This is a genomic window from Thalassovita autumnalis, from assembly GCF_001458255.1.
In the GTDB taxonomy this organism is placed as follows: Bacteria; Pseudomonadota; Alphaproteobacteria; order Rhodobacterales; family Rhodobacteraceae; genus Thalassobius; species Thalassobius autumnalis.
In genome coordinates, this window is sequence record NZ_CYSB01000025.1 from 374,120 (window position 1) to 387,232 (window position 13,113).

The 13,113-nt window shown below is 60.3% G+C and carries 15 protein-coding genes; 11 read left to right on the plus strand and 4 right to left on the minus strand.

Features of this window, described 5'->3' with window-relative positions; translation table 11 throughout:
• Positions 1–2: 2 nt before the first annotated feature.
• Complete coding sequence (locus TL5118_RS07800) at positions 3–911, minus strand: N-acetylneuraminate lyase (RefSeq protein ID WP_058243701.1); 909 nt, start codon at positions 909–911, stop codon at positions 3–5.
• Positions 912–1,084: 173 nt separating this feature from the next.
• Here TL5118_RS07800 and TL5118_RS07805 point away from each other — a divergent pair, with 173 nt between their 5' ends.
• The 11 genes from TL5118_RS07805 (at position 1,085) to TL5118_RS07855 (ending at position 10,707) form a co-directional block, all read left to right on the plus strand.
• A complete protein-coding gene (locus TL5118_RS07805) occupies positions 1,085–1,834 on the plus strand; it encodes an FCD domain-containing protein (protein WP_058243700.1) in 750 nt (249 codons plus the stop codon).
• A complete protein-coding gene (locus TL5118_RS07810) occupies positions 1,831–3,402 on the plus strand; it encodes an ABC transporter substrate-binding protein (RefSeq protein ID WP_058243699.1) in 1,572 nt (523 codons plus the stop codon). Before TL5118_RS07805 ends, TL5118_RS07810 begins: the two co-directional genes overlap by 4 nt.
• 72 nt (positions 3,403–3,474) lie before the next feature.
• The gene (locus tag TL5118_RS07815) at positions 3,475–4,434 is read left to right on the plus strand and encodes an ABC transporter permease (RefSeq protein WP_058243698.1); all 960 of its coding nucleotides are present in this window, start codon (positions 3,475–3,477) and stop codon (positions 4,432–4,434) included.
• Positions 4,435–4,450: 16 nt separating this feature from the next.
• Positions 4,451–5,365: an ABC transporter permease gene (locus TL5118_RS07820; RefSeq protein ID WP_058243697.1), complete on the plus strand. Its 915-nt coding sequence runs from the start codon at positions 4,451–4,453 to the stop codon at positions 5,363–5,365.
• Between the two features lie 5 nt (positions 5,366–5,370).
• The gene (locus TL5118_RS07825) at positions 5,371–6,375 is read left to right on the plus strand and encodes an ABC transporter ATP-binding protein (RefSeq protein WP_058243696.1); all 1,005 of its coding nucleotides are present in this window, start codon (positions 5,371–5,373) and stop codon (positions 6,373–6,375) included.
• Positions 6,368–7,390, plus strand: a complete 1,023-nt coding sequence (locus tag TL5118_RS07830; RefSeq protein ID WP_058243695.1) for an ABC transporter ATP-binding protein — start codon at positions 6,368–6,370, stop codon at positions 7,388–7,390. The genes TL5118_RS07825 and TL5118_RS07830 overlap by 8 nt, the downstream gene beginning before the upstream one ends.
• 153 nt (positions 7,391–7,543) lie before the next feature.
• Entirely contained in the window at positions 7,544–8,695 is a 1,152-nt protein-coding gene (locus tag TL5118_RS07835) for an N-acetylneuraminate epimerase (RefSeq protein ID WP_058243694.1), read from the plus strand.
• A gap of 67 nt (positions 8,696–8,762) precedes the next feature.
• Positions 8,763–8,948, plus strand: a complete 186-nt coding sequence (locus TL5118_RS07840) for a sulfatase-like hydrolase/transferase (RefSeq protein WP_058243693.1) — start codon at positions 8,763–8,765, stop codon at positions 8,946–8,948.
• Entirely contained in the window at positions 8,945–9,193 is a 249-nt protein-coding gene (locus tag TL5118_RS07845) for a hypothetical protein (protein ID WP_058243692.1), read from the plus strand. Before TL5118_RS07840 ends, TL5118_RS07845 begins: the two co-directional genes overlap by 4 nt.
• A complete protein-coding gene (locus tag TL5118_RS07850; protein ID WP_058243691.1) occupies positions 9,181–10,122 on the plus strand; it encodes an alpha/beta hydrolase in 942 nt (313 codons plus the stop codon). Before TL5118_RS07845 ends, TL5118_RS07850 begins: the two co-directional genes overlap by 13 nt.
• A gap of 63 nt (positions 10,123–10,185) precedes the next feature.
• Positions 10,186–10,707 (plus strand): GFA family protein, encoded by a 522-nt coding sequence (locus tag TL5118_RS07855; protein ID WP_058243690.1) that lies wholly within the window; start codon positions 10,186–10,188, stop codon positions 10,705–10,707.
• A 27-nt stretch (positions 10,708–10,734) separates the two neighbouring features.
• On the opposite strand, the gene TL5118_RS07860 is transcribed toward TL5118_RS07855, so the two are convergent.
• The 3 genes from TL5118_RS07860 to TL5118_RS07870 are packed head-to-tail and all read right to left on the minus strand — an operon-like array spanning position 10,735 to position 13,064.
• Positions 10,735–11,631, minus strand: coding sequence for an ROK family protein (locus tag TL5118_RS07860; protein ID WP_082626289.1), 897 nt, complete (start codon positions 11,629–11,631; stop codon positions 10,735–10,737).
• Positions 11,624–12,304, minus strand: a complete 681-nt coding sequence (locus TL5118_RS07865) for an N-acetylmannosamine-6-phosphate 2-epimerase (RefSeq protein WP_058243688.1) — start codon at positions 12,302–12,304, stop codon at positions 11,624–11,626. Before TL5118_RS07865 ends, TL5118_RS07860 begins: the two co-directional genes overlap by 8 nt.
• Positions 12,305–12,323: 19 nt before the next feature.
• On the minus strand, positions 12,324–13,064 hold the full coding sequence (locus TL5118_RS07870) for an FCD domain-containing protein (protein ID WP_058243687.1): 741 nt from the start codon (positions 13,062–13,064) through the stop codon (positions 12,324–12,326).
• Between the last annotated feature and the right edge of the window lie 49 nt (positions 13,065–13,113).

Consider the following 13,113-nt stretch of genomic DNA (forward strand, 5'->3'; position numbering starts at 1 on the left):
CCTTAGTCCAGCATCGCGGCTGCACCGCGATCCAGCGACAGGTTGACCGACGCCATCCAGGCGTCCAGTTCTTTCGCGGCTTCAACAGACACCGGTGAGAATGGTGCCCGCACCGAACCAACCGGCACGCCCAGCTGGTTGAGGCAATGTTTCAGACCCGGCACCACACCGGCGCGCAGCAGAATCGCGATGAAGTCATTGGCGATGCGCTGTGCCCGCCGGGCCCGGTCGACGTCGCCAGCGGCAATTGCGGTTTCAACGGCCAGGTAAATGTCCCCGATCAGGTTATAGGTGGAGCCGATGCCGCCATCTGCCCCTGCTGCGGCGGCGCCGATGAACATCTCATCCGTGCCGAAGTAGAGTTTTTTCTCAGGCGCGGCTTTCTTCAACTCGCCAAACTGGAACAGGTCCTGCGCGGTGTATTTCACACCGGCGATCCGTGGATCTTCCATCAGTTCCAGCAGTTTGTCGGTCGACAGATCGGTGCCCGAAAGCGCCGGGATATTGTAGATGATCAGCGGCAGCCCCGAGGCATCGGCGATCGCTTTGTAATAGGCGACGATGTCCTCATAGCGGTGTTTGTAATAATAGGGCGGCACGGCGGAAACCGCATCATAGCCCTTTTCGCCGGCCAGTTCTGCCAAAGCCACCGCTTCGCGGGTGGAGGCGGCGCCGACATGGGCGATCAGCGTGGTTTTCCCCGCAGCATGGTCCGCCAAGGCTGTCAAAACCGCAGCGCGTTCTTCGCGTGATTGCAGCACGCTTTCCCCTGTGGAGCCCGAGGCATAGAGCCCGTGGACACCACGCGACAGGATATGGTCAACCAAAACTCCGACATTTTCCGGCGCTACATCCCCTTGGTCATTCATCGGGGTGAGCATGGCAGCAAAGACTGAACCGTTGATATCCATTACTTTTTCCTTGTTTTCACGGGTATTTGGTCACGAAACCACTTGGGATTCGGACCAAAATGCTTCATTCTCGACCTCATTGGTGGTCCGAAAATTATTTTTGGTCAACCAAAAAGAAAAAAGTAGACACCAAATTAGAATCGCGGCTAACCTTTGGCCACGAGGAGGACGCAATGGCTGAGGACATGACGGCTCAAGAAATCGCAAATCACCTGTCTTCGGAGGTGCATTCCGGCAAGTTTGCCGCCGGGGAAATGCTGCCGCCGGAACGGGATCTCTGTGAACGCTTCGGCGTGGGTCGCAATGTTGTGCGTGAAGCTCTGACCATCCTGCATGGTCGTGGCCTCACCTCTCAGGAAAAAGGCAAACGCCCGCGTGTTGTCCTGCCGACCCTGACCACAGTGATGGAAGGGGTTGGTGAGGCGGCTCAGTTCTTCTTCTCGGGGAGCGAAGGTTTGGCCCATCTGGAACAGGCCCGCCTGTTTCTGGAAACCAGCATGCTGCGCTACACAACAGTGCATGCCACCAATGCGCAGATTGCCAAAATGCTCGAAGCAATCGAGGCCTGTGAAGCAGGTCTGGATGACGTCGAAGCCTTCCGCGATGCAGATGTTCAGTTTCACCGGGTCCTCGCTGAGGTGCCGGGAAACCCCATCTTCATCGCGTTGCACGACACCTTTGTTGAGAAATTGATGAAGAACCGTGCGGTCCTGCCAGACTTCCCCGAACGCAACCGCGCCAGCAACGCAGAACACCGGGCCATCGTCTCGGCCATTCTGGATAAGAACGCCGATAAGGCTGTCGAAACGCTGACGCGTCACCTGACACGGAACTACGGCACCTATTTCCGCATCGCGCTTGAGCACGGTCCGGAGGCAGGTGCCCGACTGAAGTCTGCTATCCAAGAGGAGGAAGCACAATGAACAAGCTGTTTGGGATGGCCATTGCGGCCGCGGTTGGGATGACCTCAACCTTTGCCTATGCAGAGCGGGTGAACCAGCTGTCGGACGAACGGGTGCGCCAAGCCATCGCCTACGCCATCGACATGGACACCATCGTGGACACCCTGTTTGAAGGCAAAGCCATCGTTGCGGATTCAATGATCCCCAACGGCAGCTTCAAGGCCGAAGGTCTGAACGCCTATAGCTATAATCCTGACAAGGCCCGCGCCCTGCTGAAAGAGGCCGGCTGGGATGACAGCCAGGTTCTGGACGTTGTCTATTACTACGGGGACCAGCTGACCGCCGACCTGATGGTGGCGATGCAGGCTTACCTGGGTGACGTGGGCATTCAGATGACCTACCGCAAACTAGAAGGTGACGTGGGTGGCCAGCTGAGCAAGCTGCCGACCGCCGAAGACACCTCGGGCATTGAATGGGACATCGCTTATGGGGCCAAAGCGGCACTGGCGCTGCAGGAATACTACAACGGTTACAAATCCGGCAGCAGCTCCTATGCGCCCGGTGATGCAGACCGTGACGCGCTGATCGCGCGCATCAATGCCTCAGCCGATCCGGCTGTGCAGCAGGACGCCTTCAAAGATTTTGAGCGTTTTGAAAACACCAAACTGTCGGATATCCCGCTCTACTACCAGCAGCTGTTCATCTATGAATCGGCCCGCATGAACCGCAACGGCGGCCAGTATGGCAATGACCAGTTCAACTACGACTGGGGCATCACCAAATGGACTGTGGAACCTGACGCCAACGGCAAAGAGGTGCTCTACACCAACACCGCACCGGCGCAGTTCTTTGAACATCCCTGGCTGAACCCGGGCATCTATGTCTTCTCGAAAATCGGACTGGACCGTCTGCTGACCGCCAATGGTTCGCTGGCCCCAACCGGTGGCCAACTGGCCGAAGACTACTCGGTCTCTGACGATGGTCTGACCGTGACCTTTGACCTGAAGGACGGGCTGACCTGGCATGACGGCGCGCCGCTGACCGCCGAAGATGTTCTGTGGTCGATTGAGACCGCCAAGAAAGTTCCGGGCATCAATGCTGTGTTCCAGTCGACCTTTGAAGCGATTGAGAGCATGTCGGTCGAAGGCGACGTGATCACCCTGAACATGAGCCAGCTGGATCCGAACGTCTTCTTGACCTTCAGCCAGTTTGCACCGCTGCCCAAGCACCTGCTGGGCGACGTGAACCCGGCTGAGTTCCAGCAGCATCCGTTCTGGCAGAACCCGGTGGGTTCGGGCCCCTATAAGATCGCCGAAGTGCAGATGAACGACTATGTGCGCTTTGTGCCTTTCGCGGACTATCACGGCGGCGAAGCCAACATCGATGAGATCGTGGCCTTCCCCAGCGGTGAAAACGACGGCAACGTTGTGACCAACGCCGCCTCGGGTCGTCTGGACTTTGGTTTCACCAAATCGGTGGCCGATGTGGCCTCGCTGGAAGCGATGGATCACATGCGGATCGTCCCTGCGGACATCCCCTACACCCGTTCGCTGCGCATGAACGCCTTCCCGAAGGCCGCCAGCAAGTAAGCTAGCCTAAACAGACCTCACCTCGCAGCCCCTCACGGGGGGCTGCGAGACACTCTGACCAAGAGCACCCTCATGCTGACATTTATTATCCGCAGGTTGCTGATCACCATCCCGATGATGCTGGTCATCAGTTTTCTTGTGTATCTGGGCCTTGAACTGACGCCCGGTGACGCCGTCTCTCATATGATCGATCCCGAAGCCGCCGCCCGGATGACGGAGGAACAGTTTGCCGAAATGCGCGAAGCGCTGGGGCTGAACAAGACCTTCCTGGAACGTTACTGGATCTGGCTGACCAATGTGGTGCAGGGCAACTTCGGCCACTCACTGTCAGGTGGCGTTGCGATCTCGACCATCGTGCTGGACCGTCTGCCTGCGACGTTGGAACTGTCGGTCTTTGCGCTGGTGTTTTCGACCCTGATCGGCTGTGTGCTGGGCACCTTGTCGGCGCTGCGCCGCGGCTCGGGCACCGATAACGCGCTCACCGTTGTTGGCATGCTGGGTGTGTCGATCCCTGAGTTTTTCTTTGGCCTTGTGGCCATCCTGATTTTCGCCCTGAACCTGGGCTGGCTGCCCGCCGGTGGCCGTTTGCTGCCCGGGTATGAGACGTTCTTTGACCGCCTGCCCCACATCGTGCTGCCGGGCATTGTGCTGTCGCTGATGATGACCGCCGGTGTGATGCGCTATGCGCGCTCGTCCATGTTGGACAGCCTCAGCCGCGAGTTTATCCGCACCGCCCGCGCCAAGGGCCTGCCGGCCTGGCGCATCAACCTGATCCACGGCTTCCGCGTGGCCCTGACCCCGGTGGTAGTGCTGATCGGTTTCCGCCTGCCGACCCTGATTGGTGGTTCGGTCATCATTGAACAGGTCTTCCAATGGCCCGGCATCGGGTCCGAGTTCATCGGCGCCGTGCGCGGCTCTGACTACCCGCTGGTGATGATGATTGCGCTGCTGTCGGTCTTTGCCGTGCTGATGGCCAGCCTGATCGTCGACGTGCTGACCGCCCTGATTGACCCACGCGTGCGACTGGGCTGAGGCGGAGGATAAAGACATGAAACAAACCGCTCTTGATAAGAAATTCGACAAGATCCGCGCCATGGAAGAGGCCGGGCAGCTGAAGCCCGCCAAAGGCAGCCGTGCCCTGCGGAAACTGATGGCGAACCGTCTGGCGATGGTGGGGCTGGTGATCTTTTCGGTGATCCTGCTGATGTCGATCTTTGCGCCGCTGATCACGGAACATGACCCGCAGAAAATCAACCTGCGCGCCATGCTGAAACCGCCCAGCTGGGACCACCTGCTTGGCACCGACCGCACTGGCCGTGATGTTTTCGCCCGGATCCTATACGGCGGCCGCATTTCGATCCTTGTCGGTCTTGGCTCCGCCCTGATGGCGGCGGTAATTGGTGTTGGGATCGGCTGTTACACCGGCTACAAAGGCGGCTGGATTGATACGCTGGCGCTGCGGATTTCCGAGATCTTCATGTCCTTCCCGCAGATCATTCTGGTGCTGCTGCTGGTATCGATTGCAGGTCAAAGCCTAATGAACCTGATCATTATCTTTGTGCTGACTGGCTGGGCACCGATGTACCGGATGGCACGGGCCAAGATGCTGTCCCTGCGCGAAGAGGAATACGTGCAGGCGCTGCGCAGCTTCGGCGTGCCGACGGTCAAGATCTGCTACAAACACATCCTGCCCAATGCCCTTGGCCCGATCATGGTGAACATAACCCTGTCGACCGCCATGTTCATTCTGGCCGAAGCGGGGCTCAGCTTCCTTGGCCTTGGCGTGCCGCTGTCGGTGCCGACCTGGGGTAACATCCTGAACGTGGCGCAGGACCTGCGCGTGCTGCAGAACAACTGGTGGCTCTGGCTGCCTGTGGGGAGCGTGATCTCGCTCTTTGTTCTGAGTGTGAACTTCATTGGTGACGGTCTGCGCGACTCCACCGATCCGACTTTGCAAGGGTAAGCGACATGACTGATCTCGCCCTCTCCGTGAAGGATCTTCAGACCTTCTTTTATACCAACAACCGCTGCAACAAGGCGCTCAACGGCGTGTCCTTTGACATCCGCAAAGGCAAGACGCTAGGCATTGTGGGGGAAAGTGGCTGCGGCAAGTCCGTCACCGCCTCCTCGATCATGCAGCTTCTGCCGCGGCTCAGCCGGATTGAGCAGGGATCGATCACCTATCACTCTGAGACCGAAGGCGAAATTCGCATCGATCAGCTGGAACGTGACGGCGCCGAAATGCGGCGGCTGCGCGGCGATGACATCGCGATGATCTTTCAGGATCCGATGACTGCGCTGAACCCGGTTTACACCGTTGGCTTCCAGATCGCCGAGGCACTGCAATATCACACCGACCTCAGCCCCAAAGCGCGGGGCGAAAAGGTGGTGGATCTGCTGACAGACATGGGCATCCCCATGCCGGAAAAACGCGCCAAGGAGTTCCCGCATAATTACTCGGGCGGGATGCGGCAGCGGGCGATGATTGCCATGGCCATGTCCTGCGCGCCGAAAATCCTGATCGCGGATGAGCCGACAACAGCGCTGGACGTGACCATTCAGGCGCAGATCTTCCGGCTGATGAACCAGCTAAAAGAAGAGCACGGCACCGCCATCATGCTGATCACCCACGATATGGGGGTGATTGCCGAATTGGCCGATGATGTGGCCGTCATGTATATGGGCAACATCGTCGAAGCGGGCACCGTGGATGAGGTGCTGCGCACCCCGCGCCACCCCTATACCCGCGCCCTGCTGGATTCTGTGCCCGTCCTGGGCCGCGGCAAGGATCAGGACATCAAATCGATCCGCGGCGCCACGCCGGATCCTTATGAACGCCCCCCCGGCTGCCAGTTTGAACCGCGCTGTGACTACGCCACCGCCGCCTGCCAGCAGCCCCAATCCGAAGACTATATCACCGACACCCACCGTGTGATGTGCCACCGCTACAAGGAGATCTTTGACAATGTCTGAGGCTCAGGACCATCAGGACAACATCCTGTCGCTGCGCGGTGTGCAAACGTGGTTTGACGTCCGCTCGGGGATCTTCAAAAGGGTCACCGGCCATGTAAAGGCCGTGGATGGCATCAACCTGGATGTGAAACGCGGTGAGGTGCTGGGGCTGGTGGGGGAATCCGGCTGCGGCAAGACCACATTGGGTAAGTCGATCCTGCAACTGGTGCGCCCCACCGGTGGGGAGATCACCTACCACGGCGCCGAAGGTGACGTGCAGCTGCGCGGATTGCCAGATAGCGAAATGGTCAACTATCGCAAGGAGTTACAGATCGTTTTTCAGGATCCGCATTCCTCGCTCAACCCGGCGTTTACCATCTTTGGATCATTGGAGGATCCGCTGAAACGCTATGGTGTGAAGTCCAAGGCTGAGCGGCGCAAGATCATTGGCGATCTGCTGGAGGCAGTGAACCTCAGGCGCGATTATATGGATCGCTATCCGCATGAGTTTTCCGGCGGTCAGCGGCAGCGGATCGGCATTGCCCGCGCGCTCTGTATCGATCCGGAGCTGGTGGTCTGTGATGAGGCGGTTTCGGCACTGGATGTTTCGATCCAGGCACAGGTGCTGAAGCTGCTGATGGACCTCAAAAAGGAACGCAACCTCACCTATATCTTCATCACCCATGACCTCAGCGTGACCGAATATATCTGCGACCGTATCGCGGTGATGTATCTGGGGCGCATCGTGGAACTGGCGCGGACCGAGGATATCTACGCCGACACGCTGCACCCCTACACGCAGGCGCTGCTGTCGGCGATCCCGGTGGCGGATCTGGACAAAAAGACCGAGCGGATCGTGCTGGAAGGCGACGTGCCGTCGCCGATGAACCCACCCAAAGGCTGCCCGTTCAACCCGCGCTGCCGTTTTGCAACGGACCGCTGCCGCAGCGAGGTGCCGGAATTGAAAGAATACGATCGGGGCGGCACCCCACATTTCGCCGCCTGCCACTACGCGGGGGAATTGGCTGAGGCCTAAGCCACAGCCCCCCGAAATACCAAAAAGGTTTTATCGGCACCCGCTGGCCGGGGGCGCGGTCGCTTGCGGCCGCACTCTCCCGACCCCGCGGTTCAACGGGTGCCACTTAAGTGAGGAATTTAGATTAACCACTTGCAAACTAAGGAGGATATTATGTTTGCAAATTTGAAGAGCGGGGTTGCTGCAACAACCCTCTCCCTTCTCGCCACCGGGGCCATGGCTAACAGCTGGCCCGATCTGCCCACCGCGATCAAAAACGGCGTGTCTGGCCAATCCGGCACCACGGCGGTGATCGGGCTTGGTTCCGGCGGCGATGCGCTGTTTTCGATGGATCTGGCGGATCCCGTCGCTGGCTGGCAGGTGCTGGCCAGTTTCCCCGGCCCGGTGCCATCTGGCGCAGCTTCGGCGCTGGCGGGCGGCAAACTCTACGTCTTCTCGGGCTCCGGCAAGGTCAATGCCGATGACGTGGCGCCGATCATTTTCACCGATGTACATGCCTACGATCTGGCCACCAACAGCTGGGCCAAGCTGGACACCCAGACGCCTGCGGGCCTGCTGGGCGCCACGGGGTTCGCGCTGGATGACGACCGGATTGCCATCTTTGGCGGCTACAACAAAGAGCTGTTTGATCAGTATCTGAACGATGTTCTGACCACCGATAAGGAGGCAGAGCCTGAGAAGTGGCAAAAGATCGTAGATGACTACATGGGGATGAAACCCAGTGATTATCGCTGGAATTCCAAGACCTTGGTCTACACTATTTCAACCAATTCATGGGCCGATCTGGGGGACAATCCCTATTTACCCAACACCGGTGCCGCCCTTGTCGAAAGTGGCGATGACATCCTGCTGATCAATGGGGAGATCAAACCGGGCCTGCGCACGCCACAGATCAAACAGGTTTCCTTCAGCGGCGATACCGCCAGCTGGCAACAGGTGGCCCCGATCCCGACAAAGGCGGGCGATGATCTGTCCGAAGGTCTGGCCGCGCCCTATGCGGGCTGGTCCAACGGCGCATTGATCGTAGCCGGTGGCGCCAACTTCCCCGGCGCGCGGGCCAATGCCTTTGCCGGTCAGTGGTTCAGCCATCAGGGCCTGACGAAAACCTGGAATGATGACGTTTACGTGCGCCTCAACGGGGCCTGGAAACAGGTTAACGACTTGCCCGAAGGTCTGGCCTATGGCGCCACATTCACCACGGATGATGGCCTGCTGGTTGTCGGTGGCGAAGGCAGTGATCGCAAACCCCGCGCCGGGAGCTTCCTGATCAGCTGGGATGGTGAAAAGGTAAACTTCACCGACTAAACACACATTTCTAAAAGAAATTGCGTCGGCCAACTTATGGCCGGCGCGCGTTAACAGGTTAGAAACGATGCCAGAGACACAGCCCAACATCCTGCTGATCCTGACCGATCAGCAGCGCGCGGATACCTTGGGGTTTCTGGGTCAGACGCCCTGCAAAACTCCGCATCTGGATCGGCTGGCGGCGGAGGGCCTCTGTTTTGAAAACACCATCACGCCATCCCCCCTCTGCACACCCCGCTGGGCGATTGGATGAAAGTCACCGATTGGCGCATGATCCAGCGCGGCGCGCTGAAATACATCTGGCACCGCGGTCAGGGTGAGGAACTCTTTGATCTGGCAAAAGATCCCGGCGAATGCCACAACTTGGCAACAGACCCGGCTGCCGCCGTTCACTTGAACGACCTGCGCACCGGGCTGACAGACTTCCTCCGGTCGACGCAGGATCCGCTGCTGTCTGACTGGATCACCGATTTGGAGAAACTTGAATGCGCCAACTGACCCGCGTTGACCCGGAGCTGCTGACCACCTTTGTGGCGGATGACCCGATGATCCCGATCCTGCGCGACACGATGGCGTTGATCCGCAAACGCTCTGCCGAACGCTATGGCAGCCGCCCGATGGGGGGCAGCACCCTGCCCCGTAAAGAGGTGATTGAGGGGCCAGACGGCGCGGTGGACCTCTATATCTTTGAGGGTCCGGAACAGCCGGGTGGCGGTGCCAAACCCTGCCTGATCTGGCTGCATGGCGGCGGCTACATCATGGGCCATGGGGAGGATACCTGGAACGGGCCCCTTTTTGCCGAAGGGGCAAACTGCACCGTGATTTCCGTCGATTACCGGCTGGCCCCCGAACATCCCTTTCCGGCGGGTATGCTGGACAGTTTTGCCGCGCTGAAATGGGCGCATGACAATGCGCAGCGCCTCAACATTGATCCCAGCCGCATCGCGGTGGGCGGGGCCAGTGCCGGGGGTGGCTTGGCGGCGGGCCTGTGCCTGCACAATCGCGACAATGGCAACCTGCCGATCTGTTTTCAGCTGCTGCTCTATCCGATGATCGACAACCTGCATGACACTGCCTCGGGCCAGGAGGTGGATCACCCGGTCTGGTGCCGGGCTGACAGCCTGTCCGCCTGGGAGATGTATCTGAACGGCACCCCGCGGGCTGAGGCCCCGGCAGGGGCTGCGGCGGCGCGGGCCGTTGACCTCAGCGGCCTGCCCCCGGCCTTCATTCCGGTGGGGGATGTGGACCTCTTCCATGATGAGGATCGCGATTATGCGGCACGGCTGAACGCGGCCGGCGTGCCCGCCACGTTTCGCAGTTATCCCGGCATGTTCCACGCCGGTGAGGTGGCGGGCGTCAACACAGTGATCGGCGGGCAGATGTTGCGGGACTATGTGGCGGCGTTGAAAACGGCGTTTCACGGATAAAACCGCTTGCCGCAGCCCCTTTGGGACGCGCTAATAGCGGAACGTTATCAAGGGGGTATAGATATGGCAGAGGCACACCAAGCAAATCCGATCAAGACCAGCACAGCGCAGGGCGGCTGCCTTTGCGGTGCGATCCGTTATGAGATTGCAAAAATGCCCGAGCGGCTGACCATCTGCCACTGCCGGTTTTGCCAGCGTTCCACCGGGGCGGCGCAGATGACACAGCCCGCCCTGCCCGCTGCGGATATTGCCCTGCTGCAGGGCACGCCGAAGCGGTACACCCATATTTCCGCGGGAAGCGGTGAGGCGATCCATATCCATTTCTGCGACACCTGCGGCACCAAGCTTTATCAGACCTTTGATCGGTTTGGCGGTGCGGCGGGGCTCTACAGTGGCACGTTGGACGATCCCAATTGGCTGGATGTGCCTGCGAAAAACACCAAACACATCTTTGTCGAGGAGGCCCGGAACGACACGCTGATCCCGGCACATGTGGCGGTGTTCTCAGGTCACGCCCTGGCCCCGGATGGCACGCCCTTAGCTCCAGAAACGCTGGATCAGATCCGCCGCGCCGGGGAGCTCTAGGGCCTTCTGGCTAGAGGTTCGTGTCTATCAGCGCAGCGTCAGAACCCCCACATGGGCTGCCTCAGCCCTTAAAGCGACAGGCACCACGTCAGGTCGGAAAATTGCAGGCTCCGCCGCCAGATGGGCGCGGACCTGATCCAGATAACCCTCGGCCATGCCGATGCTGCCGCCAATTGCGACCCGGTCCAGATCCAGCAGTGAGGTCAGGTTGCCAATCAGTTCAGCCACCGCTTGGGCGCTGGTCGCAATCAACTCGCTGGCCCAGTCCTTGCCGGCAAGATGCGCTTCAAATACATCCTTGGCGGTCAGGCCATCCTGGCCCATTTCAGCGGCATAATGGGCGATCGCACGCCCTGAGGCACGGCTTTCCACCGTATTCATCCGCCCCGTGCCACAGCGGCGATCGCCAAGGGTTGAGGTGGTGAACCCCACATGCCCCGCCAGCCCCCGCGCCGATATCACGGGACGGCCGTCCAGCACCAACCCGCCGCCGACACCGGTGGAGACGGTCAGGAAGGCGAAATCGCGACAGCCCTGACCGGCACCGAAGTGGTATTCGCCAATCGCAGCCGCCACCGCATCATTTTGCACGGCGACCGGACGCGCCAGGCGCTCTGACAGCATGGCGCGCAACGGCACGGCCTGCACATCGCTGAGAGTTTCGGTGTTCAGCGCATGCCAGCAGCCCTCCCGGTCCACACGGCCTGCAAGCGCTACGCCGACCACTTCCTGCGGCTGCAGCGCCAGCTGATCCAGCAAGTCACAGATCGCCGCCACCTGTTCTGCGGCGGAGGCGGTACCGTCGGTGGCAACTTTCAAACTGTCCTGCGGCGCGCCATTGACCAGCCGCGTGGCTGAGATTTTGGTACCGCCAAAATCAACAGCAACGCCCGACGGCGCGGTTATCTGAGACACCTCAGTCATCTGCGCCCCGCGCCACCGCTGCGGCAAACCAGCCGGTGATATGCTCCACCCGGGTGATCGCGCTGCCGACGGTCACACAGTCAGCGCCCTGCCGCATGGCCTCCTCCGCGCGTGCGGGGGTGTTGAGACGCCCCTCCGCCATGACAAAGACACCTAGGTCTTTGTAGGCGCGGATCAGCGAATAATCCGGCCCGGCACCGGCAGGCGCAATCTCATAAGCATAACCCGACAGGGTGGTGCCAAGGATATCTGTCCCCTCCGCCAGCGCCTGTACGCCATCGGCCAGCGTTGCCGCATCGGCCATCGCCAGCTTACCCGCGGCTTTGATCGCCGCAACGATGTCTGCGGTTGGCACTGGGCGGGGGCGTTGGGTGGCATCATAGGCGATGATATCCGCGCCCAGATCCGCCAACCCGGCTACATCTTCCAAAAACGGGGTGATCCGCACCTCGGAGTCGTCCAGGTCGCGTTTCACAATGCCAATGATCGGCAGTTTGGTCATAGGCCGGGTTGCGGCCAGATTGTCCAGCCCTTCGATCCGCAGGCCATTTGCGCCGCCGGCTTCGGCCGCAAGGGCCATGGCCGCGGTGATCCGGGGATCATCCATCGGGCCGTCATCCACGGGCTGGCAAGAGGCCACAAGGCCCTGACGCAACTGGGTCAAAACAGTCATTGGTGTGCTTTCTTTCGGGTTATCCAGCGGTGTCTGGGGACAGGCGCGCGGGTTTACTGAGCCGGCTGCGATAGGCGCGGGACAGGTGGCGATCCATAATCTCCATCGCGGCCTCAGGGTTGCTGGCGGCAATCGCCTCATAGATCTGGCGGTGTTCTTCGTAGCTTTGCCGGTTCATCTCCACCCGTTCGGGCGCGGTGGGGCGGCTGGCCACCATGTCAAAAACAAAGCGGTCGTGCAGTTCCAACAGGATCGGGTTTTGCACCACGGCCACGATGGCCCGGTGAAAATCCGCGTCCGCCCGGGCAAAACGCGCATCATCCTGCAACGCCGCATAACACCGTTCCAACGCCCGGTGGATCTGGGCCAGCTGCAGGTTCGAAGCCTCCTGCGCGGCCTGGCGCACCGCCCCAACCTCAATGAACTGGCGCATCTGGTCCATATGGGCGGTGGCCTCCACCGTGCCCAAAACATCGCGCAGACCTGCCCCCGCCGCCGCAAAGACCCGGCCCACGGTTGGCTTGCAGGCACGTGGACGTCGGGTGGCCTCCTGACTGGCGTAGCCGCGCAGCTGCAGCTGCATCAGCGCCGCCCGCACCAAGGGGCGCGACACATCAAACCGGGCGCAAAGATCCCGTTCAGACGGCAAGGGCGCGCCATCCGCAATCACGCCTGAACGGATCTCTTCCATCAGCGTCTCCGCCAGGCGTTCTGCACCGGTGGATGCCTGCGCGAGGGTGATATCATCGACATTTGCCATTTTGGCCTCCGAATTCTTGCATATGGAGATACCAAAATGTGGAATTCGG